25 protein-coding genes are annotated in these 23751 nt (G+C 68.0%); 13 read left to right on the top strand and 12 right to left on the bottom strand.

All coding sequences use genetic code 11. From position 1 onward, the window contains the following. Nucleotide 1: 1 nt before the first annotated feature. Nucleotides 2-1033 carry a tocopherol cyclase family protein gene (locus tag GO592_RS04155; RefSeq protein ID WP_007300731.1) on the top strand — a complete coding sequence of 344 codons (1032 nt, stop codon included), beginning with the start codon at nucleotides 2-4 and terminating at the stop codon, nucleotides 1031-1033. Here GO592_RS04155 and GO592_RS04150 read toward each other — a convergent pair. Continuing rightward, nucleotides 1026-1691 carry a cysteine hydrolase family protein gene (locus tag GO592_RS04150; RefSeq protein ID WP_007300730.1) on the bottom strand — a complete coding sequence of 222 codons (666 nt, stop codon included), beginning with the start codon at nucleotides 1689-1691 and terminating at the stop codon, nucleotides 1026-1028. The two genes, GO592_RS04155 and GO592_RS04150, sit on opposite strands and share 8 nt — an antisense overlap. Before the next feature lie 120 nt (nucleotides 1692-1811). Here GO592_RS04150 and GO592_RS04145 point away from each other — a divergent pair, with 120 nt between their 5' ends. Further along, complete coding sequence (locus tag GO592_RS04145) at nucleotides 1812-2399, top strand: DUF742 domain-containing protein (protein WP_007300729.1); 588 nt, start codon at nucleotides 1812-1814, stop codon at nucleotides 2397-2399. A gap of 92 nt (nucleotides 2400-2491) precedes the next feature. On the opposite strand, the gene GO592_RS04140 is transcribed toward GO592_RS04145, so the two are convergent. Next, nucleotides 2492-3766: an ROK family transcriptional regulator gene (locus tag GO592_RS04140; RefSeq protein WP_039952864.1), complete on the bottom strand. Its 1275-nt coding sequence runs from the start codon at nucleotides 3764-3766 to the stop codon at nucleotides 2492-2494. A 641-nt stretch (nucleotides 3767-4407) separates the two neighbouring features. Between GO592_RS04140 and GO592_RS04135 the strand changes: the two genes are divergently transcribed. The 3 genes from GO592_RS04135 to GO592_RS04125 all read left to right on the top strand — a co-directional run bounded on the left by GO592_RS04135 (nucleotide 4408) and on the right by GO592_RS04125 (nucleotide 6912). Beyond that, on the top strand, nucleotides 4408-5103 hold the full coding sequence (locus tag GO592_RS04135) for a hypothetical protein (protein WP_007300727.1): 696 nt from the start codon (nucleotides 4408-4410) through the stop codon (nucleotides 5101-5103). 105 nt (nucleotides 5104-5208) lie between these two features. Continuing rightward, entirely contained in the window at nucleotides 5209-6156 is a 948-nt protein-coding gene (locus tag GO592_RS04130) for a TauD/TfdA dioxygenase family protein (protein WP_007300726.1), read from the top strand. A gap of 9 nt (nucleotides 6157-6165) precedes the next feature. Next, a complete protein-coding gene (locus tag GO592_RS04125; RefSeq protein ID WP_005261046.1) occupies nucleotides 6166-6912 on the top strand; it encodes an SDR family NAD(P)-dependent oxidoreductase in 747 nt (248 codons plus the stop codon). Between the two features lie 290 nt (nucleotides 6913-7202). On the opposite strand, the gene GO592_RS04120 is transcribed toward GO592_RS04125, so the two are convergent. Both GO592_RS04120 and GO592_RS04115 read right to left on the bottom strand, forming a co-directional pair. Beyond that, complete coding sequence (locus GO592_RS04120) at nucleotides 7203-8387, bottom strand: L,D-transpeptidase (protein WP_039952856.1); 1185 nt, start codon at nucleotides 8385-8387, stop codon at nucleotides 7203-7205. A gap of 32 nt (nucleotides 8388-8419) precedes the next feature. Next, a complete protein-coding gene (locus tag GO592_RS04115; protein ID WP_007300724.1) occupies nucleotides 8420-9511 on the bottom strand; it encodes a UDP-N-acetylmuramate dehydrogenase in 1092 nt (363 codons plus the stop codon). Nucleotides 9512-9536: 25 nt separating this feature from the next. Between GO592_RS04115 and GO592_RS04110 the strand changes: the two genes are divergently transcribed. The 4 genes from GO592_RS04110 to GO592_RS04095 all read left to right on the top strand — a co-directional run bounded on the left by GO592_RS04110 (nucleotide 9537) and on the right by GO592_RS04095 (nucleotide 13292). Then, nucleotides 9537-10034 (top strand): DUF2505 domain-containing protein, encoded by a 498-nt coding sequence (locus tag GO592_RS04110; RefSeq protein WP_039952862.1) that lies wholly within the window; start codon nucleotides 9537-9539, stop codon nucleotides 10032-10034. A 51-nt stretch (nucleotides 10035-10085) separates the two neighbouring features. Beyond that, nucleotides 10086-10586, top strand: a complete 501-nt coding sequence (locus tag GO592_RS04105; protein ID WP_005560412.1) for a DUF2505 domain-containing protein — start codon at nucleotides 10086-10088, stop codon at nucleotides 10584-10586. Nucleotides 10587-10607: 21 nt separating this feature from the next. After that, entirely contained in the window at nucleotides 10608-11405 is a 798-nt protein-coding gene (locus GO592_RS04100) for a hypothetical protein (protein ID WP_007300722.1), read from the top strand. 339 nt (nucleotides 11406-11744) lie between these two features. After that, the gene (locus GO592_RS04095) at nucleotides 11745-13292 is read left to right on the top strand and encodes a TROVE domain-containing protein (protein WP_007300721.1); all 1548 of its coding nucleotides are present in this window, start codon (nucleotides 11745-11747) and stop codon (nucleotides 13290-13292) included. Nucleotides 13293-13310: 18 nt separating this feature from the next. Here GO592_RS04095 and GO592_RS04090 read toward each other — a convergent pair whose 3' ends face one another. Beyond that, nucleotides 13311-13928 carry a type IV toxin-antitoxin system AbiEi family antitoxin domain-containing protein gene (locus GO592_RS04090; RefSeq protein ID WP_005261055.1) on the bottom strand — a complete coding sequence of 206 codons (618 nt, stop codon included), beginning with the start codon at nucleotides 13926-13928 and terminating at the stop codon, nucleotides 13311-13313. A gap of 113 nt (nucleotides 13929-14041) precedes the next feature. On the opposite strand from GO592_RS04090, the gene GO592_RS04085 reads away from it, so the two are divergent. After that, nucleotides 14042-14809 (top strand): LmeA family phospholipid-binding protein, encoded by a 768-nt coding sequence (locus GO592_RS04085; RefSeq protein WP_007300720.1) that lies wholly within the window; start codon nucleotides 14042-14044, stop codon nucleotides 14807-14809. A gap of 12 nt (nucleotides 14810-14821) precedes the next feature. Here the strand turns inward: GO592_RS04085 and deoC are convergent, their stop codons facing one another. Further along, nucleotides 14822-15487: a deoxyribose-phosphate aldolase gene (gene deoC / locus GO592_RS04080; protein ID WP_005251893.1), complete on the bottom strand. Its 666-nt coding sequence runs from the start codon at nucleotides 15485-15487 to the stop codon at nucleotides 14822-14824. 91 nt (nucleotides 15488-15578) lie between these two features. Between deoC and GO592_RS04075 the strand changes: the two genes are divergently transcribed. Genes GO592_RS04075 through purU form a run of 3 tightly spaced genes read left to right on the top strand, consistent with a single transcriptional unit; the run spans nucleotide 15579 to nucleotide 18420 of the window. Continuing rightward, entirely contained in the window at nucleotides 15579-16679 is a 1101-nt protein-coding gene (locus tag GO592_RS04075) for an IS630 family transposase (RefSeq protein ID WP_202715098.1), read from the top strand. Nucleotides 16680-16688: 9 nt separating this feature from the next. Further along, nucleotides 16689-17522, top strand: a complete 834-nt coding sequence (locus GO592_RS04070) for a class I SAM-dependent methyltransferase (protein WP_007301370.1) — start codon at nucleotides 16689-16691, stop codon at nucleotides 17520-17522. Nucleotides 17523-17535: 13 nt separating this feature from the next. Beyond that, nucleotides 17536-18420 carry a formyltetrahydrofolate deformylase gene (gene purU, locus GO592_RS04065; RefSeq protein ID WP_007301369.1) on the top strand — a complete coding sequence of 295 codons (885 nt, stop codon included), beginning with the start codon at nucleotides 17536-17538 and terminating at the stop codon, nucleotides 18418-18420. 84 nt (nucleotides 18421-18504) lie between these two features. Here purU and GO592_RS04060 read toward each other — a convergent pair whose 3' ends face one another. From GO592_RS04060 to GO592_RS04035, 6 genes are all read right to left on the bottom strand, one after another. Continuing rightward, nucleotides 18505-19536, bottom strand: coding sequence for an alpha/beta fold hydrolase (locus GO592_RS04060; RefSeq protein WP_007301368.1), 1032 nt, complete (start codon nucleotides 19534-19536; stop codon nucleotides 18505-18507). Between the two features lie 17 nt (nucleotides 19537-19553). Further along, nucleotides 19554-20330 (bottom strand): MerR family transcriptional regulator, encoded by a 777-nt coding sequence (locus tag GO592_RS04055; RefSeq protein WP_007301367.1) that lies wholly within the window; start codon nucleotides 20328-20330, stop codon nucleotides 19554-19556. Nucleotides 20331-20542: 212 nt separating this feature from the next. Beyond that, nucleotides 20543-20836, bottom strand: a complete 294-nt coding sequence (locus GO592_RS04050) for a DUF2516 family protein (protein ID WP_005251878.1) — start codon at nucleotides 20834-20836, stop codon at nucleotides 20543-20545. Nucleotides 20837-20908: 72 nt separating this feature from the next. Further along, nucleotides 20909-21739 (bottom strand): major lipid droplet protein TadA, encoded by an 831-nt coding sequence (gene tadA / locus GO592_RS04045; RefSeq protein WP_007301366.1) that lies wholly within the window; start codon nucleotides 21737-21739, stop codon nucleotides 20909-20911. Continuing rightward, entirely contained in the window at nucleotides 21732-22238 is a 507-nt protein-coding gene (locus GO592_RS04040; protein WP_005261063.1) for a helix-turn-helix domain-containing protein, read from the bottom strand. Before GO592_RS04040 ends, tadA begins: the two co-directional genes overlap by 8 nt. Nucleotides 22239-22341: 103 nt before the next feature. Then, nucleotides 22342-23613 carry a DUF445 domain-containing protein gene (locus GO592_RS04035; RefSeq protein WP_007301364.1) on the bottom strand — a complete coding sequence of 424 codons (1272 nt, stop codon included), beginning with the start codon at nucleotides 23611-23613 and terminating at the stop codon, nucleotides 22342-22344. Between the last annotated feature and the right edge of the window lie 138 nt (nucleotides 23614-23751).

Raw genomic sequence — 23751 nt, 5'->3', positions numbered from 1 at the left:
GATGCCGCGTCTGCTGCGGGCATACCGCGCCACGGGAGCGGATCTGCCGTTCGGCAACGTCCTCGCCGCGCACGACGTCGCGATGGAAGGCTATTTCTGGCGGTTCACCCAGCCCGCGACGGGACAGGTCGTCATCGCGCTGGCGGGAATCAACCGGGCCGCGGACGGGCACTGGGCGACGCTCGGTCTCGCCGGTCACCCCACCCGGTTCCTGCGGACCGCCGCGCATCCGGAGGGCTACGCCAACCCTGCCGGACTCGGCGCGTTCGCGGGCGACGCTTTCCGCGGGTCCGTCGACCGTGTGCGGGTGGACCTCGGGCCGGACGCCCGCCTCGACGTCCGGGTCGGCGCCCAGGTCCCGTGGCCGCGGCGCAGGCTCGGCGGATCGAGTGTGTTCCAGACCGTGCCCGCGCTGAACCAGTACTGGCACCCGTGGCTGCTCGGCGGACGCGCCGAGGGCACGGCCGTGCTGGGCGGCACCGAGATAGACCTCGACGGCGCCCAGGTCTACGGCGAAAAAAATTGGGGCAAGGGCGGATTCCCCCACTCCTGGTGGTGGGGCCAGGCTCAGGGTTTCGCCGACCGGCAGGCGTGCGTCGCGTTCGCCGGCGGCGAAATCACCGCGGGCGGGCTGCGCACCGAGGTCACGGCCGTCGTCGTCGCGCTGCCCGACGGCACGGTGTTCCGCCTCGGCAACCCGGTCACCTCCCCCGTCCGGGCGCATGTCACGGACGATCGGTGGTCGCTGCGGGGCCGCGGTCGCACGTGGAGCGTCGAGATCGAGGGCGGTTCCCCGCTGAGCGCGGCGCACGTGCTGCCGGTTCCGCTCCCCGCCGAGCGTCGCAACATCCCCGGTGCCCTCGAGCACCTCGCGGGCTCGATGAGTGTCACGGTCCGCCGTCGCGGTGAGCTCGTCTGGGCCGACGAGTCACCACTCGCCGCGTTGGAGCACGGCGGCATCGAGCGGGCGCGCGCGGAGCTGCGCAGGCGGGGTGCGCCACCGGACGCGACCTCGGCGCCGCCGCTCAGCTGATCACCTCGAGCTCGGGTGGCTGCAACGCCTCGACGATCTCGTCGGTCTCCGCGTGGAGAACCCCTATTCGCCCGGCCTCCTCCAGGTGACGCGCGTCGACGCCCGAGATCGCATCGGCTGCGACGAGCACCTTGTAATCGCGTTCGCTGGCGTCGAAGATCGTGGCGCGCGGGCAGTTGGGATAGTTGCATCCCGCGATCACCACGGTGTCGACCCGCCACTGGCGCAGGCGGTCATCGAGTTCGGTGCGGTAGAACGAACTCCACCGGGGTTTGAACAGGATGTGCTCGGTGGGCGAGACGGACTGGAGGCCGCCGCCGAGGAGCGACTCGGGGTCGAGCGGCGGCACCGCCAGCTCCGGCGCCACCTGGGAGCCGGCGGTGCCCGGTCTGACGATGTCGAGTCCGGCCGCGATCACGCGGCGCCGGCAGAGGTCGACATCGTCGCCCTCGTACAACCGGACGACGTGCACGATCGGCGCCGAGGCCTCCCGGTAGGCGTCCACGAGACGCGCGATCGCGGGCAGCACCGCGGAGGTGCCGGGAATCGGGGCGGTCCCGCCGTCGACGAAGTCCACCTGCGTGTCGACGACGAGCAGCGCGGACCGGCCGAGATCGGGAGCGAGGAACGGATCCGAGTTCTGCCGCCAGTGGGTCACGCAGCAAATCTAACGCTCGCGCGCACCCTGTAGCCGGAATCACAGGGACCGGTGCATTCACCCGAAACGCGAGTTTGGGACCATGGAGTGGGTGGGGTAGTGCGAGAAGGGTCCCAACCGATGACTGTGAGCGACGAGAACTGGCCGTCGATCGGCGCGACAGGGGCGCGCTTCGGATCAGCCGGCCGGCGCCGCAGCGCCAGGAAAGAGCAGGACCCGAGCCCGCCGCAGCCGGCCGAGTGGGTGGAGCCCGGCCGCGCCGAGGCCGCTCCCGAGCTGGTGGAACCCGTTTCCGAACACGCCGATCAGACTCCCGAGTCCGTCGACAGTCCTGCCGCCGAGCCCACCGAGTGGGTGGCGCCCGAGGACACCGTCTCCATCGTCCGGCCGTTCATCCTCACGGGCGGGCGGACCGAGTCCGGGGTCGATCTGCCACTGGAGGCGCTCATCGTCGCCCGCCCGGACGGCGACACCGTCGTGGACGGGATGCTCGCACCGGACGAACTGCGCCGCGTCTTCGCGCTGTGCTCCGAACCGCGGTCGGTGGCCGAGATCGCGTCGCTCGCGTCGATCCCGCTCGGCGTCGCGCGCGTACTCCTCGGCGACCTCGCGACAGCCGGGGCGGTCACCGTGAAGGAGACCGCCGGGTCCACCGGGCCGGACCGGAAACTGATGGAGCGCGTCCTCGACGGGCTGCGCAAACTCTGAGACGCACCGGGGAGCAAGCACCCGGGGAAGAAGCATACGAATTCGTCAGCCGCACAGGCTATTGCCTGTGCGGCTGACGAATCGCTGTGACGCTAGATCGATGTCCGGCGCATCGCTCCGACCGGATCGGAGTAGATGGTACTCAGCGACACCACCGTCGAGGCGTACTCCTGCACCCGGTTGCCGAATCCGGAGATGCGAATGTCCCTGCGCTCCAGCGACGATGCCTGCGCAAAGGCCTCCGCGACGTGCGGGATACCGGCCGGGTACTCGGTGAACGCCTGGCCTCCGAGGATCACCCGATCCGGGTTGAACAGGTCCCGCAGCATGGCGACCGTCTTCCCGAGCACCTGAGCACGTACCACCAGAAGCGCCTGCGCGGGAACGGAACCCGAGGACGCGGCCTTGTAGAGGGCACTCATCGTCGGCCGCTGGTTCGACGCCGGGAGGATGCCCGCATCGAGGGCGGCGGAAATGACCGCGCGATCACTGATCGTCGCCTCGAGGCACCCGCGTGAACCGCATGAGCACTGCGCCGACGAGCCCGTCGGCAGGTGCGCGATGGAACCGGGACCGCTCGACGGCGTGTGAACGCGCCCGTCGATGGTGATCGCGATGCCGGCCGTCTCACGGGCGTAGAAGTACAGGCCCGTTTCGCCTTGCGCGACACCGCCTTCGCTGTCCGGGCTCAGCAGCAGCTCGGACGCGGCCATCGCCTCGACGTGCGCCGCGACGGAGACGGGCAACCCGAGTCCGGTCGCGATGATGGCGCCGACCTGAGCGGACTTCCATCCCAGCCGGGGGTGGTCGACGACACCGGTCTGCGGATCGACCCGACCGCCGAGTGCGACACCCGCCCACAGCGGGCGACGCCGGTGCCAGCGGGAGGCGAAGGCCCGCGCGCTGCGTGCAATGCCGGCGAGTGCGTCGGAGGACGCGCCCGACGGGGTGGGCACCTCGACCGCGCCGAGGACCTTCCCGCGCAGATCACTGGCGATGATGCTGGTCACGACCGCGCCGATGTGAATGCCCACCGTCAGGTAGGGCTCGTGGTTGACTTCGAACGGAACCCGCGGACGACCGATCGCGCCGGACGGCGTGAGGTCGCCGCGCTCGCGCAGCAGCCCGAGGTCGAGGAGCGCCGACACCTGACGGTTGACGGTGGCGATGCTCAGGCCGGTCGCCTTCGCGGCGACGTCCCGCGACAACGGGCCGCGAGACCGGGCCACCCGCAGAACACCGGCGGCCGGGCCGTCGCTGATCCGCAGCTCGGGGGGAACGATGTGGAGACGGGGACGGGACACGGGCCGCTGGAATCGAGATGCGGAGCCGGTCCGGGTGGGGCTGGAAAGAGTGGGGGTAGACACGTGGCAGTCCTTGCATGCGGAGGCGGTGCGCACCTTCGTCCGAACGCTGCATCCGTCCCGGGCCGAGAGTGGGACGACCGAGGACGATCGATCAGGAGAAGACTGCGCGAATTAGCTGCAGATGCTGAGACAGCGACAACACAGTTCCCGCGCCAAGGGCAGCCGCGAGCCCAGCGCGGAAGTCACATAGGTGACCCGCGGAGCGGTCGACTGGCCTGAAGACATGACACGAAAGTAGCAGCTTCGGTCGGTTTCACCAATCGGAGGGCGCGTCGGCGGGTGCCTCCGCGCCGCGCCACTTACCCCTGTTCCCGCCACTGCGAGTGGCGCCTGCCGGTGCACATCGGAGAGCATCACCATCCTTGACGGCAAGAGTGTTTCACGACGCACTACGCAGAAATACCAACCGAACGTACAGTTATAGGAGCGAGATGTATCGATGTGAGCACCTCCGAGATGTCGCTGATCAGACGGCCGAGATCGCCATCGTGACCGAACCTCCATTCGCACCCTCGAAGGAAATCGACGTGACCTCCACCAGAACTCCGTGACACCCCGGGCGACCGTCCGGCCGCTGAAGGTGGCCGGGCGCCAGTCTCATCGGGACCGCCATCGAGTGGTACGACTACGTCATCTACGGCATGGCCGCGGCAATCGTGTTCGGCCCGTCGTTCTTCCCGTCCTTCTCCTCGATCGCGGGGACGCTGGCCGCGTTCGCGACGTTCTCCGTCAGCGAAGAAGCGTTCCTGTCCTGGGGCTGGCGGGTCCCGTTCCTGGCCAGTGCGGTGATGGTGCCGATGGGTCTCGTCATCCGGTTCACCATCTCCGAGAGCCCCGACTTCGAGAAGGTCGAGAGCACGCACCGCGATCAACGACTGCCGATCGTCACCGTCCTGCTGGAGAACCTGCGCGAAGTGCTGCTGGCCGCGGGTGCGTTCATCGGCATCAACACGGTCGGTTACATCTTCATGGCGTACCTGCTGTCCTATTCGACGAAGGTCCTGGGCATGAGCAAGACGCTCATGCTCCTCGTCACGGGCTCGGTGGGGCTGGCCGTCTGGGCGGCCGCGCTGTTCCCGCTGATCGACCTCCGGAACCCCCCGGTGATCGCGGCTCTGTTCACCGAACTGTTCAGTGCCGAGGTCCGGTACAGCGGTGCGTCGCTCGGCTATCAGATCGGATCGGTTCTCGGCGGCGGGCTCGCCCCGACAGTGGCCGCCGCGCTGTACGCGAACTGGGGTTCGTCGGCACCGATCTCCCTGTACCTCACCGCGGTCACGCTGCTCAGCCTGCTCTGCGTCGTCGCGATCACGCGGAAGGTTCGCACCGCCGCGTAGCGCCCGCCCCTTGCGATCAGGGTGACGCAAATCCTTCCTGCGACACACCCACCGGTGGTTCGGTTACGGGACTCCACACCGTCTCCGGTATCCGAAAGGCTCACCATGTCCATCGATTTCGCGCCCGAGCACGTGACAGACGCCGAGGGTTCCCAGAACGCGGCGAGCGTTGTCAAGCTCGGTGCCCACATCGGCGCCCGGATCGACGGCGTCCGGCTCGGCGGCAACCTCGACCCCGCCACCGTGTCGCTCATCCGCCAGGCCCTGCTCGAGCACAAGGTGATCTTCTTCCGCGGCCAGGAACATCTGACCGACGACTCGCAGTACGAATTCGCGGAGCTTCTCGGCTCCCCCACCACGGCGCATCCGACCGTCACGTCGCGCGGCACCAAGGTGCTGCCCATCGACTCCGACTACGGCAAGGCCAACAGCTGGCACACCGACGTCACGTTCGTCGATCGCATCCCGAAGGCGTCGATCCTGCGCGCCGTACAACTCCCCACGTACGGCGGATCCACCACCTGGGCGTCGGGTGTCGCCGCGTACAACGCGCTGCCCGAGCCGCTGAAGGTCCTCGCCGACAACCTGTGGGCGACGCACACCAACGTCTACGACTACGCGGCGACCAGCGCGGAACGCGCGCAGGACGACAAGGCGAAGGAGTACCGCGCCGAGTTCCAGTCCACCTACTTCGAGACGGAGCACCCCGTGGTGCGGGTGCACCCCGAGACCGGCGAGCGCACACTGCTGCTCGGTCATTTCGTCAAGAGCCTGGTCGGCCTGAGCAGCACCCAGTCGCAGGCACTCTTCCGGGTTCTGCAGGATCACGCGATCTCGCTCGAGTTCACGACCCGGTGGAACTGGCAGTCGGGCGATGTCGCGATCTGGGACAACCGTGCCACTCAGCACTACGCCGTCGCCGACTACGACGATCAGTACCGGCGCCTCAACCGCATCACCCTGGCCGGTGACGTCCCCGTCGACATCCGGGGCGAGCGCAGCCGCAGCGTCGCCGGCGACGCGAGTGGCTACTCCGTCATCGACGAGCCCTAACATGTCGGCATGACCTTTTCACCTGACACCCGCATCGCCGTCGTCACCGGGGCGAGCTCCGGAATCGGAGAAGCCACCGCCCGCACCCTGGCCGAGCAGGGATTTCATGTGGTCATCGGGGCCCGGCGACTGGATCGTCTGGAGAAGATCGCCGAAGACATCGGCGGTACCGCGCTCGAACTCGACGTCACGGACCAGGATTCCGTGGACGCGTTCAGCGCGGTACTGCCGAGGGTCGACGTGCTCGTGAACAATGCGGGCGGCGCCAAGGGACTGGCCACCGTCGCCGACGCCGATCTCGACGACTGGCGGTGGATGTGGGAGACCAATGTTCTGGGCACCCTTCGGATCACCAAGGCGCTGTTGCCGAAGTTGGTCGAGTCGGGTGACGGTCTGATCGTCACCATCACATCGCTGGCCGCGCTGGAGGCGTACGACAACGGTTCCGGATACACGACCGCCAAGCACGCGGAGGGCGTCCTGCACCGCACGCTGCGCGGAGAACTTCTCGGCAAGCCGGTCCGTCTCACCGAGATCGCACCGGGCGCAGTGGAAACCGAGTTCTCCCTGGTGCGTTTCGAAGGCGACCAGGAGCGCGCCGACAAGGTCTACGCGGGCATCACCCCGCTCGTCGCCGCGGACGTCGCGGACGTGGTCGGATTCGTCGCCTCGAGGCCCTCCCACGTGAACATCGACCAGATCGTCGTCAAGCCACGAGATCAGGCTTCGTCCGGGCGTTTTCACCGCACGACGTAGGCGCGTTCGCGGCGGTCCGCCGGTCCTGGTGTTCGAGCACCAGGACCACGGTCCACAGTCCCGCCACGATCGTCACGACCCCCAGCAACATCCATCCCATCCCACAGCCCCCTGCCGATCAACGACTTTCGACCGAAACGGACTGTCGGGGTCGTCCGTCGACCCCTCGACAGCGGACGACTCCCCACAGTTGTGTGACCCGAGAACACGGCGCCGTTGACGCGTCCTCATTCAGGTAGACGCAGGCGGCCCGGTTTCGGTTCCACCGGGTGTGAAGAAAGTTCGCTCGCCTATGCGAGCGCCGACATGGACTGCCACTCGGGCCAGCTGACGGCCCAGTCGTAGATGTCGCCGTCGGCGGCCGAGAGGTCGATGGACGTCCCGGTCACCTCGACGGGATCGCCGTACATCGCGGTGCCGAAGTACTGCTGCGCGTCCCCGAGGGACAGGTTGATGCAGCCGTTGGTGACGTTCGACGAACCCTGGACGCCGATGGTCTCGGGGTTCGCGTGGATGAACTCACCGTTGTTGGAGATACGGACCGCCCAGCGCTCGCGCACGTTCTCGTAGAACGGCGGGTTGGACATGAGGAAGTCCTCGTGCTTCTCGGTCACCATGTGGATACCGCTACGGGTGACGTTGCGGGCCTCGTTGCCTTCGCCGTAGCTGACGGGGATGTCCATGATGGTCTCGCCGCCGCGCACCACCTGCATGCGGTGGCTCGGCGCGTTCGCGATCACGATCTGGCTACGCCCGACGGTGAAGTTCAGCGACAAATCCTCCGCGCCGTACGCGCCGTCGCCGAAGTCCAGTCCGTACAGCCGGGCGTCGAGGCTCACGGTGGTGCCGGGCGCCCAGTAGTTCTGCGGACGCCAATGTGCGCGCGACCCGTTGTCGTCGGGCAGCCACGCCCACGAGCCCGGTGTCGGCGGGTTGGTCGTGACGGTCATCGCCTTCTCGACCGCCGCCTTGTCCTCGACGGACTCGTGGAACTGGACGATGATCGGGGCGGCGATCCCGACTTCCTGACCGTCGCCGATGTTGAGTGTGGCGCCGATCGTCTCGTCGGGCTCGACCGTGGTGAAGCTGCCGTCGACGGCGACGGACATGCCGTCCGTGCCGAGCGCCGTGCCCTTCCACGTGTACGTGGCGCCGTAACCCAGCGCCTCCCCGACGGTGAACGTGGTCCGGTCGGGTGACAGCACACCCTGCACGGCACGCCCCTCGGCGTTGACGAGGGAGATGTCGGTGAACGTGCCCTGCGACGCGGTCGCGGAGATCGGCGCCACCGGATTGACGTCCTCGGTGCCCGACGCCGGATTCTGGGTGACCTCGACCGCCGGTTCGGGGGGCGCGGTGGCGGTTCCCGACTCGGAGCCGACCGTGCATCCGGTCAGCAAAACGAGAAACGCGATCAGCGCCGTCGCGATCAACGCGACGCGCGACCGACTTGTCCGAGAACCCAGTTCATGCACAGCTAACAGGTTACCTGCGCTACGGACCTGTCTCAGATCGCGCAGCCCACCGTCACGGGTTCGGGTTCGAGCCGGACACCGAACGCCGCCTGGACGCCGTCCCGGACGTCGCGAGCCAATGCCAGCAGGTCCTCGCTCTTCGCGGCACCTCGATTGGTCAACGCGAGAGTGTGCTTGGTCGACAGCCGCGCGACGGCGTTCTCGCCGGGATACCCCTTCGAGAAGCCGGCCCGCTCGATCAGCCACCCCGCAGACAACTTGGTTCCGCCGTCGGCCGGGAACTGGGGAACAAGGACGTCGCCGAGGCGGGTCTCGATCGCGGCGAGGACGCCCGCCAACTCGCCGTCCGCAACGACGGGGTTGGTGAAGAAGGAGCCCGCGCTCCAGGTGTCGTAATCCTCGGGATCGAGCACCATGCCCTTGCCCCGCCGCAGGTCCAGCACGGCGTCGCGGACCTGCGCCGATGGCAACCGGTCGCCCTCGGCAGCGTTCAGCGCGGAGACCAGTTCGCGGTAGCGCAGCGGCTCGCCGAGCCCGTCGGGATGCACGGTCAGTTCCACGGCCAGCACCAGGGCGGCATCGGAGTGTTTGAGGACGCTCGTGCGGTAACCGAGGCCGAGGGCGTCGGGTTCGACCCAGCGCGCCTCACCGGTGCGTCGATCGAGGAGGTGAACCCGCCGCAGCATCGACCCCACCTCGACGCCGTACGCGCCCACGTTCTGCACCGGGGTGGCCCCGGTCGATCCGGGAATCCCCGACAGGCATTCGAGCCCGCCCAGCTCGGCGGCGACGGTCTGCGCGACCACCTGATCCCACTCGGCGCCCGCCTCGGCAGTGACGAATCCCTCCTCCAGACCGACGGTGGTGTTGCACACACGCACGACCACACCGTCGAATCCGTCGTCGCCGACCACGAGATTGGAGCCGCCGGCGAGGATCAGAGTCGGGATGTGCGCGGCGTCGAGGAGACGCACCACGTCGACGAGGACCTGCGTGGTCGGGCACTCCGCCACGATCCGCGCCGGCCCGCCCACGCGCAGCGTGGTCATCCCCGACAGTTCGAGGTTCTCGGACACGAATGCGCCCGAATCGACGAGTTGACTGACAATGCTCACGTCCCACACAACCGCAAACGGTAGCCTGCCGATCGTGAGTCGCCGCATCGAGCATTCGTCGTCCTATACGTTTCCCGTCGCCCAGGTCCATGCGGGCCTGATCACCGAGCAGTACTGGCGCGACCGTCTCGACCGGGTCGGAGGACCGGGGGCAACCCTGGACGAGGTCACGACCGGCCCGGGCACCATCTCGGTGGCCATGTCGCAGTCGATCCCCGCCGAGCACCTGCCCAGCATCGTCTCGAAGGTCCGGTCGGGCGATCTCGTGATCAAGCGCACGGAGACGTGGGGCACGCTCGACGGCGATCACGCCGCGGGCACGTTCACGGCCGAAGTCCAGGGTGCGCCGGCAACGATCTCGGGGACCCAGACCCTGACGGCTGCCGGTTCCGGGTCGAAGGTGCAGGTCGAAGGCAAGGCCGACGTGAGGATCCCGCTGATCGGCGGCAAGATCGAGAGCGCGATCGCGGACGAGGTCCTGCGCCTGATCGAGAAGGAGCAGGGCTTCACGCAGCAGTGGCTCGGGGCCTGACCTGGGGCGGGTGTCCCTTGTGTTCCGTCACAGCCGGTAACCTTGGCGATCATGGCTCGCCGCATCGACTACTCAGCCCGTTACAAGCACACCCCGAAAGAGGTGTACAACGCGTTCACCAACCGTGACTACTGGGATGCGCGCATCGAGGAGATGCGGAAGTACTCCGAGAACCACATCGAGCACTTCGACGTGAACGACGACGGGATCGACATCGTCCTGCACCACATCCTGCCGCGGTCGGAACTCCCCGAGATCGCGCAGACCGTGATGAAGAAGGACATGGTCATCACGCGCAAGGAGTCGTACACGCCCTTCGGTGAGCCGACCACGGGCACGTACGAAGCCTCGATCCCCGCGGGCCCGGGCAGCCTCACGGGCACCATGAAGCTGTTCGCCACCGAGACCGGCTGCACGTTCCGCACCTCGTCCGAGGCCAAGGTGTACCTGCCGTTCATCGGCGGGAAGCTCGAGCAGCTGATGCTCGTCAACCTGATCGACCTCTTCCGCGCCGAGGCCGAGATCACCGAAACGTGGTTGTCGCAGCACTAGCAACCACCGCACGGATTTCCCATGACTTCAGCGACGCTGAAGCGGCCTCACGGTGTCATCACCCGGGGTACGACAGGCATCAATCGGCTGCGACGCAGCGACCGCTGGCTCGTCCACGACGCGTTGGTGCGCCGGACGCTGCACGCGTCCGTCGACCCGCTCGTCGTCGACCTCGGGTACGGCGCCCGGCCTCACACCACGTTCGAGCTCGCCGACCGGCTGACCGCCGTGCGCGGCGACCGCCGGGTGATCGGGCTCGAGATCGATCCCGAGCGTGTGGTCGAGAGCAGGAACGGAGTGAGTTTCGCCCGCGGCGGGTTCGAGCTCTCCGGGCTGCGACCCGTCCTGGTCCGCGCATTCAACGTGCTGCGGCAGTATCCCGAGGATGCCGTCGGGCCGGCCTGGTCGCGGATGCAGTCCGGGCTCGCACCGGGCGGGCTGATCGTCGACGGCACATGTGACGAGCTGGGCCGCCGCTGCGCGTGGGTGCTGCTCGACGCCACCCGCCCGCTATCGCTGACGCTGGCATGGGATCCGTTCGCCGTGGAGAAGCCGTCGGACATCGCCGAACGGCTACCCAAGGCGCTGATCCATCGCAACGTCCCCGGTGAGCCGGTCCACGCCCTCCTCGCGGCAGCGGACCGAGCGTGGGCCACTGCGGCGCCCCACGGCTCGTTCGGACCGCGGGTACGGTGGCGGGCCGCCCTCGAACTGCTGCGCGCGCAGGGACTTCCCGTGCAACCCCAGCGCCGCCGGCTCCGCGACAACATCCTCACCGTTCCGTGGGACGTGGTCGCGCCCGGTTCCGGCACGAATTAATTCACGCGACATCCCCCGAAGCGCCCCGTAGAGTCACTTCACGAAACATGTTGTGCCGGTGCGCAGGCGAGGGCTACTCCGACTGTGGATCGCGTGGTCGCCGGTTCGAATCCGGTCAGGGACGCAGGTCCCTGTAGCTCAGCGGTAGAGCGCGTCCGTGCCTCCGCCGACTCCGAACTCGGCACGACATGCGTGCGCGCCACCCGGTGCGCAGACGACGGATACTTCTCAGGTGAAGTGCGCAAGCACGCGGTTCGACTCCGCACCCCGTCGTCGCTTCGACCTCGGGTGGCGCGCACCCCACGAGCACCGACACCTCCCGGAAGGAGGAACAACCCCATGAGCAAGTTCAACCTGAAGACGCTGCGCCGCACCAAGGTACAGAGCCCCATCACGTCGGAAACGCAACCGACCGGCCGCACGTTCGAGGGCGGCAGCGGCTACGCCCGCGGCGCGAAGAGCGAGCTGTTCCTCCTCGCGGTCACCAACATGGTGGGTGACCACACGTTCTACGAGTCGGCTCCGGACCGCGACAACCGGTTCGTCGAACTCATCCATGAGGTCACGCTGTCGGACCCGGAGTGGACCGCCCGCCTGATCGGGTGGCTGCGCCGCGACGCGCATCTGCGTTCGGCGTCCGTGGTGGCCGCGGCCGAGTTCGTCCGGGCCCGGCTGGGCGCCGGTCTGCACGGCGGCAACCGCGCCGTCATCTCGTCGGCGCTGGAGCGGGCCGACGAGCCGGGTGAGATCCTCGCCTACTGGATTGCGCGCCACGGTCGTTCGATCCCGAAGCCGGTCAAGCGAGGGGTCGCCGATGCCGCCGTCCGCCTGTACTCGGAACGCTCACTGCTGAAGTGGGATTCCGATGCCAGGGACGTCCGCTTCGGCGACGTCCTCGAGCTCACCCATGCGTCGCCGTCGGCGACGTGGCAGGGCGAGCTGTTCCGGCACGCGATCGATCGGCGGCAGGGACGCGAGAACACGATCCCCACCGGCCTGCGGATGCTCACGGAACGAGCGGCGCTGGCGGCGCTCCCGCCGGAGGATCGGCGTGCCGTCCTCCGGACCCCGGAGCGGCTGTCGGCGGCGGGCATGACCTGGGAGTCGCTCGCCGGCTGGCTGCAGGGGCCGATGGACGCCGCAGCATGGCAGGCGGTGATCCCGTCCATGAGGTACATGGCGCTTCTGCGCAACCTGAGGAACTTCGACGAGGCCAGGCTTCCCGACCACGTCGCCGAACAGGTGGCGGCCCGGATCGCCGATCCGGGCGAGGTCGCGAAGTCGCGGCAGCTGCCGATGCGGTTCCTCGCGGCCTACCGGAACGCGCCGAGCCTGCGGTGGGGACATGCGCTCGAACGTGCGCTCGGGGCATCGCTGTCCGCAGTCCCGTCGCTGCCCGGCCGCACCCTGGTGCTCGTCGACCGGTCCGGATCGATGTTCTACAGCCGCGTCTCGGCGCGGTCGGAACTGACGCGGGCGGACGCGGCCGCGGTGTTCGGCACCGTTCTGGCGGCGCGCGCCGAACGGGCCAACCTGGTCGAGTTCGGCACGGAAAGCCGGTACGTGCCGTTCAAGCACCAGCCGGTGCTGCGGGTCGCCGACAGTTTCGGCGACCTGGGCGGCACGGACACCGCGTCGGCGGTGCGGAAACACTACCGCGACCACGATCGCGTCGTCATCGTTACCGACGAGCAGGCGACGTGGGGCGATCCGACCCGGCACGTCCCGGCCGACGTCCCCGTGTACACGTGGAACGTGGCGGGCTACCGACACGGACACGGACCGACGGGATCCGCGAACCGCCACACGTTCGGCGGACTGTCGGACGCGGGATTCTCGATGATCCCGCTCCTGGAGGGCACCCGGAACGGCGAGTGGCCGTTCTGATCCCGGGGCGGTGACCGGTCAGGTGCAGGTGGCCAGTGCGTGTTCGACGCGCTGCGCCACCTGCGCCGGCAGGGATCCGCACTCCCCGTGCAGTGCGCGCGCATTCAGTCGCCCGATCGCGACGCCGTCGGCGACCACCTCGTCGAGCAATTCCTGCGAGATGCCGCTGGCGGCGAGGTCTAGTGCCGTGCACAGCGGCGTGGTGATGCGCAGGGGGCCGACCTGCTCGCAGTCCTCCGGGCGGAGCGAACGCCGGTGCAGCGCCAACTGCTGCGTCGGCGAAGGCGGCGACAGCACCGTCGAGAGGTGGATGAACCGCGGGTACAGATGCCCGAGACCGTGAAGTTCGGCGGCACTCTGGTGGGACACCGCGGCGGCGGCACCGAACCAGGTGCACCACTTCGCGAACTCCTCGAGATCGGAGTGCGGGCAATCCTTCAAGCGGAACAGATCCCGCTCGATCTTGACCCACGAGCCGTCGGCAACGCGCTCGCCGATCTCGTCGGAGGCGAAACCGAGGCGCAGCACTTGCGCAGTGGTGAAGAAACCCGCCTGAGCCGTCGCGACGCGTGTCAGTTCTTCACCGACACCTTCGCGCTCCGGGTCACCGGGACGTGGAGCCAACCATCCGGACATTCCCCTAGGTTACTGGGCGATTGTGGCACGTATCACAATTTCTGCGGATCTCGGCGACCCGCCGCGGACGCATTCACAGAAATTGTTCAGAGTTGTCGGGAAGAATCCGTGCAATGGCAGCCCGAACGAACTCCGCACCCCGAAGTAACCGCGTGCTCGTCATCTCACTTGTCGTCATCGCCGCGCTCGTGGTGGTCCTCGTCGGCGGCGAACTCTTCGTGCGCAACAGAGTGAAGACCTGCATGGCAGACCAGTTCGAGAGCCAACTCGGCTCGCAGGTGGACGTGGGCCTGAGCTGGAAGCCGGTCCTGCTCCAGTCGGTCGACAAGAACGTCCCGTACATCACCATCGACAGCGACGACACCAAGTTCGGCCCCGCCCAGGGAATGCAGGTGCACGCCCAGGTCAACGACATCCGGATCGAGAACACCGCGGACAGCAGCGGCACCATCGGCAGTTCCGACGCGGACATCACCTGGTCCACCGCGGGCATCCTCGCGACGCTGCAGCAGCAGGCGTTCGGTTCGCTCATCAGCGGCGTCACCGCCGATTCGAACGCCGGGACGTTGAGGTTCTCCGTCGGCCCGGCCGGGCTCGCGGATCTGACCGTCAAACCGGAGGTCGTGAACGGGACCGTCAAGGTGGAGACGGTGGGTGCGGAGGTCCTCGGTTTCGGTCTTCCCACCGATCTCGTCGACGGGGTCGTCCAGATCCTCACGTCGAGTCTGCAGACCTACCCGCTGGGCATGCAGCCGACGTCGTTGAAGGTCACCGACGACGCCATCGAGATCACCCTCGAAGGCGGCGCCTACACGATGCCTGCCGCCGGCACCCAGCAACAGCAGCAAGAACAGCAGAGCAGCTGCGGCCTCCTGGTCTGACCGACCACCGGGTCAGTCGGGCAGCCCGTCCAGGACGGCACGGGTTCCCGACAGTCCCAGCCGCGTCGCACCGGCCGCGATCATGTCGAGGGCGGCCTGTGCGGTGCGGATCCCGCCGCTCGCCTTCACGCCGATCCGACCGCCGACGGTCTGTGCCATCAACCGCACCGCCTCCACGGTCGCTCCCCCGGCCGGATGGAATCCGGTGGACGTCTTCACGAAGTTCGCGCCGGCCCGCTCGGCGGCCCGGCATGCTTCCACGATCGCCTCGTCGGTGAGCGCGGCGGTCTCGAGGATCACCTTCAGGACCGTGCGGTCGCCGACGGCCTCGCGGACGGTGAGGACGTCGGCCAGCACCGCGTTGAAGTCGCCGGCCACGGCGGCACCGATGTCGATCACCATGTCGATCTCCTGCGCACCCTGGTCCACGGCGAGCCGGGCCTCGGCCCCCTTGACCAGCGAGTGGTGCTTTCCCGAGGGAAACCCGACCACCGCGGCGGTCACCAGACCCGGCGCCTTGACCGGCAGCATCGACGGTGACACGCAGACGGCGAGCACGCCGAGCGAGCGCGCCTCGTCGATCAGCGCCTTCACGTCGTCGGTGGTGGCCTCGGGCTTGAGGAGCGTGTGGTCGACGAGGTCGGCCACCTGGGAGCGGGTCAGTGCAACGTCGGACATACCTGTGAGCTTCGCACAATGCCTTCCGGGGCTCGCGGCACGGCCTAGTGGTCCGTCTGCGAATTAGTGGAGCGTTTTGTATAGTCGATGCATGGTTGCAGCGGCGTTGTCGGTCAGTGACGAACAGCGGGCGGAGTTGAGGCGGATGGCGGTCTCGACGACACTGCCGCACCGGAAGGTGGTCCAGGCACGGGCCTTGCTGTGGGCAGGCGACGGAGTCGCCAATGCCGAGATAGCCAGACGTTGCCAGGTGACTCCGGAAGCGGTGCGGCGCTGGCGCTCTCGCTTCGCAGAAGAGGGAACTTCCGGGGTCGGGACGGTCGCGAAGGGGCGAGGCCGCAAACCGAGTTTGCCGGCGGGCACAGTCGAAGAAGTGCTGCGGTTGACCCATCAGGAGCGTCCGGCGGACGGCTCGACACACTGGAGCACCCGGACGATGGCCGCCCGCGTCGGGATCGGGAAGGACTCCGTCGCCAAGATCTGGGCTGATCACAATCTCAAGCCCTGGCGGGTCGCGACGTTCAAGATCAGCAACGATCCGCGATTCGAGGAGAAACTCGTCGATGTCGTTGGGCTGTACCTGAACCCGCCCGCGCGGGCGGTGGTGTTCTCGTTCGACGAGAAGACGCAATGCCAGGCGTTGGACCGCACCCAGCCGTCGCTGCCCATGAAGCCAGGACGCGCCGGGACGATGACCCACGACTACAAGCGCAACGGCACCATCGATCTGTTCGCGGCGATGAACGTCGGCACCGGGGAGGTCCTCACAGACCTCCGCAAGGGCCACGCCGGAGCCGATGTGCTGCGGTTCTTCAAGCAGATCGACGCCAGCGTCCCGCGCTCGCTCGACGTTCACGTCGTGCTCGACAACCTGTCCGCGCACTCGACCCCGGAGATCAAAGCGTGGTTGGCGCACAAGAACCGTCGCCGGTGGCGCCTGCATTACACCCCAACGTCGAGTTCCTGGCTGAACCTGATCGAACGCTGGTTCAAAGAACTGACCGACAAGCGGCTGCGCCGCGGCGTCTTCACCAGCGTCACCGACCTTGCCGACGCGATCACCACGTGGGCACAACACTGGAACGAGGAACCCAAACCCTTCGTGTGGAAAGCGACCGCGGAAGACATCATCGCCAAAGTCCAACGCGGCCGCACCGCCCTCCACAAGATCAAATCGCAGACAGACCACTAGCATCGCCGTATGAGTGATCCGGGATCGATCTTCGACGAGGCGCGGCTGGAGTTCGACCGGCTGACGACGGCCGTGTGGACGCCTGCCGGGCAGTCACTCGTCTTCCAGCTCGGACTGCGTCCCGGCGACGCCGTCCTCGACGTGTGTTGCGGCGCAGGCTCTTCGGCGCTCCCCGCGGCCACCGCGGTCGGTCCGGCGGGCCTCGTCCACGGCGTCGATCTGGCCGACGAACTCCTCGAGCAGGGGCGCCTGAAGGCGTCGGAGCGAGGACTGCAGAACGTCGAGTTCGTCTGCGCGGACGCCACCACCTGGGAACCCCCGAGCACCGTCCCGGAAGCGGGCTACGACGCGCTCGCCTGCTCGTACGGCGTGTTCTTCCTGCCCCACATGGACGCCGCGTTCACCCGGCTCGCGGGCCTCGTCCGGCCGGGCGGCAAGGTCGGAATCACGGTGTGGCGGCGGGGCGCGTTGCGCGACTTCGCGGCCGCGTTCCAGGACGCCGTCGCCCGGCACCGGGAACCCGAGCCCGATTCGGCCGGGTCGCCGTTCGATCCCCTCGAACGCATCGACACCCCGGACGCGCTCCACCAGTGGCTGGGCGAGCTGGGCGCGCACTCGACCGAGGTCCGGGAGCTGTCCAACATCATTCCGGCGACCCCCGAGTTCTCCTGGGACCTCGTCCTGGGTGGGAACTTCCGCCGCGCGCTCGCCCCGTTCGACGCCGCGACCGTCGAGCAGATTCGTCTCGATCTCCTGCAGCTGCTCACCGAACGCGCGATTCACGACATCGACGCCGGCACCCTCGTCGGCACCGCCGTCGTGAACGGCCGGAGCGCGACCTGAAAGACTGTTGCCCATGAGCGCTGCTTCGACCGAGGACCACCGGTACGTTCTTTCTCTCGGCTGCCCCGACCGCACCGGCATCGTCGCCCGGATCTCGACGTTCCTCGCCGAGGTCGGCGGCTGGATCGTCGAGGCGGCGTACCACGCCGACGCCGACACCGGCTGGTTCTTCACCCGTCAGGCAGTGCGTGCGTCGTCCGTCGACATGTCCATCGAGGAACTCCGGGAGCGCTTCGCGGCCGTCGCCGCCGAACTGGGCCCCGAGACCGAGTGGACCGTGTCCGACACCGGGGAGCGCAAGCGGGTGGTGCTGCTCGTGAGCAAGGAGGCGCACTGCCTCCACGACCTGCTGGGCCGTGCGGCCGGAGGCGAGTTGCCCGCCGACATCTGCGCGGTGATCGGCAACCACCGCGACCTCGAGACCGTCACGCGACAGCACGGCATCGACTTCCATCACGTGCCGTTTCCGAAGGATCCCGCCGAACGCGGGCCCGCGTTCGAGCAGGTGCGTGAACTGGTCGACGCCCACGACCCCGATGCCGTGGTGCTGGCACGTTTCATGCAGGTGCTGCCCTCGGCACTGTGCGAGCACTGGGCCGGCCGGGCGATCAACATCCATCACAGCTTCCTGCCGTCCTTCGTCGGCGCCCGCCCGTACCACCAGGCATTCGCCCGCGGTGTGAAGCTGATCGGCGCCACCTGCCACTACGTGACGGCCGAACTCGACGCGGGCCCCATCATCGAGCAGGACGTGATCCGCGTCGACCACGCCGACGAGGTCGCGGACATGGTCCGGCAGGGTCGCGACATCGAGAAGCTCGTGCTGTCCCGCGGCCTGCGCTGGCATCTCGAGGACCGCGTCCTCGTGCACGGCCGTAAGACGGTAGTGTTCAGCTAGCCCCGGCGAACACAGATTCCGACGTATCGGTCAGGCTCACACGCTATTGCGTGTGAGCCTGACCAATACGCGGGCAACTGCCGATCAGAGGTTGCGCAGCCGGACGATCTCCTTGTCGAACTCGTCGATGCTCTCGACGGAGCTCATGTGGCCGACGCCGGGCAGGACGATCAGCCGCTCGAGGTGACCCGCCTCGTCCAGGACGCGAGCGAGCTTGCGAGCGTGGACCGGTGGGGTCAGTCGGTCCATGGAGCCGACGAGCACCGTGGTCGGGACGTCGAGGTTGTCGAGAGCCTCGTGGATGTCGAGGCCGCTGAGCGCGGCACCCCAGCCGCCGCGGATGCGCGGCTTGCAGTCCCGGACGATGTTCTCGCAGAACTGGACTTCGGCGCGGGAGGCGTTCGGCGACATCGACACGTACTGGAGTGCGCGCGTCATCACCGGCGACGACACCAACGGCACCGGGGTGCTCAGGACGGCGCGGCCGACCGGGACCGGCACGCGCGGAAAACGATTCGGCAGCGGGATGACGGTGGTCTCGGCGATGAGCCGATCACAGGCGGTGCTGGCGAGCAGAACCGCCGACGCGTACTTCTTCACCTCGTCGGGGTGCCGGCCTGCCCACGCCATGATGCTCATGCCACCCATGCTGTGACCCACGAGCACGGCCTTCTTGTCGTCACGCACCGTCGCCCTCAGCACCTCCGACAGGTCGTCGGCGAGGACGTCCGGGCCGAGTGCGAGCGAACCGACCGTGCTGCGGCCGTGTCCACGCTGGTCGTAGGTGATGACCCGGTACTCGTCCGCCAGCGCGTTCACCTGCGGGTACCAGTACTCGGTCGAACAGGTCCAGCCATGGCTCAGCACAATGGGATCGCCGTCCACCGGACCGTAGGCGCGGACGTACAGCGTCGCTCCGTCGTCGGTGAGGATCTCCGTCACGTCCGGGCGCAGGTTCGGGGTGCGCAGCAGCTCGTTCGGCGCCACCTCGGTCGACAACGTCAACCCGCGGGTGGCGCGCGTGCGGCGGATCGCCGCTGCCGCAGCGACTACGGCGCCCGCTCCGGCTGCGCCGGCGAGTGCCCGGAAGGCGATGGTGCGCGAACTGCTGGTCATTCCTGCCCCTGTCCTGTCTAACTTGCTCTGTTGGTGTTGGTGTCGGTGCTCGTCGCCGGACCCGGTGTCTCACCGAGTTGCCGGGCCGCCCGCTCGAGGGCCTTGGAGATCTGCTCCTCCATGGCCTCTTCGAACAGCGACTGGACGGCGTCGTGCGCGAGGGGACGCATCTGGTCGACGAGCCGCGCGATCTCCGAGACCTTCGCCTCGTCGAGGTCGAGCGGCTCACCCTCGGCGGCGAGGTAACGGTCCGCGACGACGGTGACGAACCGCGCGGCGACGTCCGAGAGGTCTCGTCGCATCGCCGCGGTCTGTTCGAGGACGCCCTCGAGGGGGATGCCGGCGTCGACGAGGACCTGCACAGCCTCGACCAGTCGCGGATTGTTCACCGAGTAGTCGTCCCCGGCGGGAACGAGCACACCGAGTTCGGTGCCCTTGGCGATGTTGGCTTCGGTGGTCTGCGCACCGAACATGCGTTTCAGCTCGGCGATCGTGAGACGGGCCGCTCGCCTGCGCTTCTTCCATCGGCTGCCCGGGTCGTCGGTCTCCAGAACGTCCTTGACCTGGAGTCCGTAGTGCGCAGCCGTGAGGAGTTCACTGATGGTGGCGAACGTGTAGCCGCGATCGAGCATGCGGCCGATCAGGTGCAGCCGGGCGAGGTGCGATTCGTTGTACCACCCGGTGCGCCCCTGCTTCCGTGGCGGCGGAAGCAGTCCGCGGTCCTGGTAGACGCGCACGTTGCGCACGCTCACCCGCGCCTCGCGTGCGAGGTCGTCGATCCGGTATTCCTTCATCAGACGATGCGCGCCCGTCGGAGCAGCAGCCGCGACGGACCGCCGACGAGTCCCACGGCCGGGTGGGCATCGCTCGCTGAGTCACGTGTGTGGACGACGGACATGTCAGCTCCTCGGTAGCCGTGTCATCACAATAGCATTGTCACAATGTCCATTGTCATCGTTTGGGCGCACGAGAGCTACGCCGTCACTTGCTCATGGAGTGGGAGCGGCTACCAGCGAGGCCCGCGCTGCACGTCGTCGACGCGCGGGCGCACGTCCACGAGATAGACGCACACCGCGACCACCGCGACGATGCCGAACAACTGCACGGCGGGGAACAGCAGGAGGACGAGGAACGCGACGGCGAGAATGCTCAGCCAGATCGGTTTGCTCAACTTGTCCACGGCGGTGAACGCGTCTTTGCGCTGGCGAGCCGCGTGGAACAGCGCGTACGCGGCGCCGCCCAGGGCGACGATGCGAATCACCAACAAGATCACCGAGACGACGCCGTCAACTTGAATCACAGCCCCATCCTACGAGGTCGACACGCAAACGGCCCCCGCACCGAACGTGCGGGGGCCGAAAAGCCTGAAGGATCAAGCCTTCTTGGCCGGAGCAGCCTTCTTGGCCGGAGCGGCGGCCTTCTTGGCCGGAGCCGGGGCCGGAGTTGCCGCAGCCCTGGCCGGAGCAGCCTTCTTGGCGGGAGCGGCATGCTTGGCCGGGGCAGCCTTGTCGGCGCGAGCCTGGACGTCGGCCGCGGTGGCGGTGACGCGATCGGCAGCGTCCTTCGACGCCTCCTCCGCCTGGTCGCCCAGGTCGAGAACCTTCAGGGCAGCCTCGTCGCCGGCGTCGGCGATGGCCTCGCCGAGCCCCTCGGCGGTGTCGGAGATGCGACCCGACGCGCGGCCCGCGAGCTTCGCGGCCTGCTCGCCGACGGCGCGCGTCTGGCGTGCAACGGTGCCGAGAGCTTCCTCGGTCAGCTCGACGGCGTCGCCGAAGGCAGTCTCGGCGCGGCCGATGCCCTCCTCGACGACCGGCTGCTTGCGGATGCGCTCGACGGTGTCCTCGCCGCGCTCCGCGAGAGACGTGTACAGGTCGGATGCGACCTTCAGGTAGGCCTCGGCGACCTTGCGCAGCTCGTCGGCGGTGAACTTCTCCCGCAGCTCGGCAAGCTCCTCGGGCAGCTCGGACGGCAGTCCGGCGAGGCGGTCGCGAAGGTTTTCGACACCCTCGGTGACCTCTTCCTGGAGTCCGGCGATGCGCTCCTTGGCGCCGCCGACCCGCTCCTCGACGTCACCCTGGGTGGACTCGGCGCGCGAGCGGACCTGGGCGACGACGTCGGCCACGGCCTGCACGACGACGTCTCCGGCGCCTACGGCCGCGTACAGCGAGGTCTTGACGCTGTCGATGGTCTTCTGGTCAGTCATCGGCTTTCTCCTGTTCAACGGTGGGGGGTTCTGGTTCCGGCGTCTGGGAATCAGAACGCTGGTGTTCTTCTGTCCGAAGCTCGGACGTCCGGGATTCGGCCGCTTCCGCCGATTCGTTCTCACGACAGAACGACTCGTAGATCTCGAGCAGCACTTGCTTCTGCCGCTCGGTAATGGCCGTATCCGCGAGCAGTGCGTCACGGAGGGGACCGTGTGGCCGCTGCTCGAGGTAACCCGCCTGGACGTACAGGACCTCCGAAGACACCCGGAGACCCTTGGCTATCTGCCCAAGCACCTCGGCCGAGGGCTTGCGCAACCCACGCTCGATCTGACTCAGATACGGATTACTGACACCGGCCAGCTGCGCCAGCTGCCGCATCGACACCTGGGCCGCTTCGCGCTGGGCACGAATGAAACCTCCGATGTCGTGAGCGGCGTTGCTGACTACGCGAGCTGCCAGATCTCCTGCACCGGCTGCGTCGCGATCATCGCTTGCCATCAGTCCTCCGTGTTGCTGGGCAGTATCAAGCCTAAAGCAGGGTGCTAGCAATTGCAAGCACTCTGCTAGCACCCAGCTAGCGGACCCTCCGCCGAGGCAGATGTCACCCGAACAGCAACGTCGAGAACGTGTAGATCAGCAGGCCCGCGATCGAACCGACAACCGTGCCGTTGATGCGGATGAACTGGAGATCCCGTCCCACCTGCAATTCGATCTTCTTGGACGCCTCCTCGGCGTCCCAGCGCTCGACGGTATCGGAGATGATCGCGGTGATCTCGTCGGTGTAGTGAACGACGACGTAGCGCGTGCCGGCGAGCACCCACCCGTCGACCTTGGTTCTCAGCTCGTGGTCGTCGCGCAGCCGCTCACCGAATCGCACGACGTTCTCCGCGACCTTCGTGCGCAGCGTGCTGTTCGGGTCGTCGACGGATTCCATGATCAGGCGCTTGGCGACCGTCCACGTCGCGGCGGCGAGGCCGGTCACCTCCTCGCGCCCCATGATCTCGGCCTTGATCTTCTCGGCCTTCTCGATGGTCGCGGGATCGTTCTGCAGGTCGTCGGCGAAGTCGACGAGGAAGCGGTTGGCCGCCTGCCGCACCTCGTGCTCCGGGTTGGATCGCACCTTCCAGGTGAATTCGACGAGCTCCCGGTGGATCTTCTCGCCGAGCATGGCGTCGACGAACTTGGGCGACCAGGCGGGCGAATCGCGGCTGACGATCCGGTCGATGGTCTCCTGACTCCCGAGCGCCCACTGGTGCGCCCGCTCGGCGAGCAGATCCAGGATCGGCAGCTGCCGGTTCTCGCGCAGGAGTTCGCCGAGTACCCGCCCGATCGGCGGCCCCCACTGGGGCTCGGCCAGCCTGCGCACCAGGGTGCTGTCGATGATCTGCTGCACGTCCTCGTCGCGCAGGATCTCGACGAAGCCGCGCAGGATGGTGGCCGTCTCGGCAGCGACGCGCGCGGCGTGCTTGGGCTGCGCCATCCACGTGCCCAGCCGCAGCGGGATCTCCGCGGCCTCCACCTTGGCGGACACCACCTCGGGGGCGAGGAAGTTCTGGCCGACGAAGTTGCCGAGGCTCGCCCCCAGCTGGTCCTTCTTGCGCTTGATGATCGCGGTGTGCGGGATCGGCAATCCGAGCGGATGCCGGAACAGGGCCGTCACCGCGAACCAGTCGGCCAGCGCACCGACCATTCCTGCCTCGGACGCGGCCCGCACGTAGCCGACCCAAGCCCCGGCGCCCCGCGATTCCTGCCACCTGCACACGAGGTAGACCACGGTGGCGAACACGAGGAAGCCCGTCGCGACAGCCTTCATCTTGCGGAGATCGCGGCGCTTCGCGTCGTCGTCGAAGGCGGAAAGGCTCAGTTGATCCACAGACGCCATTGTGCCCAAGGACGGCGCGGAGGCGGCAGCCCAGCCGTTGGACGCGCGCCCGCACAGACGGCGTTGTGCCGTGCGACAAGACCGGAGCACTAAGCTGACAGGAGATCGCGACACGAAACGGATGTGAAG

It is taken from the genome of Rhodococcus sp. 21391, from assembly GCF_016772255.1.
Classification (GTDB): domain Bacteria; phylum Actinomycetota; class Actinomycetes; order Mycobacteriales; family Mycobacteriaceae; genus Rhodococcus_F; species Rhodococcus_F opacus.
This window is presented reverse-complemented; position numbering and strand designations above follow the sequence as displayed.

Excerpts from the sequence above, each read along its gene's own strand:
- GO592_RS04155 (WP_007300731.1), top strand. The coding sequence starts at position 2 with ATGCCGCGTCTGCTGCGGGCATACCGCGCCACGGGAGCGGATCTGCCG.
- GO592_RS04145 (WP_007300729.1), top strand. The coding sequence starts at position 1,812 with ATGACTGTGAGCGACGAGAACTGGCCGTCGATCGGCGCGACAGGGGCG.
- GO592_RS04135 (WP_007300727.1), top strand. The coding sequence starts at position 4,408 with ATGGCCGCGGCAATCGTGTTCGGCCCGTCGTTCTTCCCGTCCTTCTCC.
- GO592_RS04130 (WP_007300726.1), top strand. The coding sequence starts at position 5,209 with ATGTCCATCGATTTCGCGCCCGAGCACGTGACAGACGCCGAGGGTTCC.
- GO592_RS04125 (WP_005261046.1), top strand. The coding sequence starts at position 6,166 with ATGACCTTTTCACCTGACACCCGCATCGCCGTCGTCACCGGGGCGAGC.
- GO592_RS04105 (WP_005560412.1), top strand. The coding sequence starts at position 10,086 with ATGGCTCGCCGCATCGACTACTCAGCCCGTTACAAGCACACCCCGAAA.
- GO592_RS04100 (WP_007300722.1), top strand. The coding sequence starts at position 10,608 with ATGACTTCAGCGACGCTGAAGCGGCCTCACGGTGTCATCACCCGGGGT.
- GO592_RS04095 (WP_007300721.1), top strand. The coding sequence starts at position 11,745 with ATGAGCAAGTTCAACCTGAAGACGCTGCGCCGCACCAAGGTACAGAGC.
- GO592_RS04090 (WP_005261055.1), bottom strand. The coding sequence starts at position 13,928 with ATGTCCGGATGGTTGGCTCCACGTCCCGGTGACCCGGAGCGCGAAGGT.
- GO592_RS04085 (WP_007300720.1), top strand. The coding sequence starts at position 14,042 with ATGGCAGCCCGAACGAACTCCGCACCCCGAAGTAACCGCGTGCTCGTC.
- deoC (WP_005251893.1), bottom strand. The coding sequence starts at position 15,487 with ATGTCCGACGTTGCACTGACCCGCTCCCAGGTGGCCGACCTCGTCGAC.
- GO592_RS04075 (WP_202715098.1), top strand. The coding sequence starts at position 15,579 with ATGGTTGCAGCGGCGTTGTCGGTCAGTGACGAACAGCGGGCGGAGTTG.
- GO592_RS04070 (WP_007301370.1), top strand. The coding sequence starts at position 16,689 with ATGAGTGATCCGGGATCGATCTTCGACGAGGCGCGGCTGGAGTTCGAC.
- purU (WP_007301369.1), top strand. The coding sequence starts at position 17,536 with ATGAGCGCTGCTTCGACCGAGGACCACCGGTACGTTCTTTCTCTCGGC.
- GO592_RS04060 (WP_007301368.1), bottom strand. The coding sequence starts at position 19,536 with ATGACCAGCAGTTCGCGCACCATCGCCTTCCGGGCACTCGCCGGCGCA.
- GO592_RS04055 (WP_007301367.1), bottom strand. The coding sequence starts at position 20,330 with ATGAAGGAATACCGGATCGACGACCTCGCACGCGAGGCGCGGGTGAGC.
- tadA (WP_007301366.1), bottom strand. The coding sequence starts at position 21,739 with ATGACTGACCAGAAGACCATCGACAGCGTCAAGACCTCGCTGTACGCG.
- GO592_RS04040 (WP_005261063.1), bottom strand. The coding sequence starts at position 22,238 with ATGGCAAGCGATGATCGCGACGCAGCCGGTGCAGGAGATCTGGCAGCT.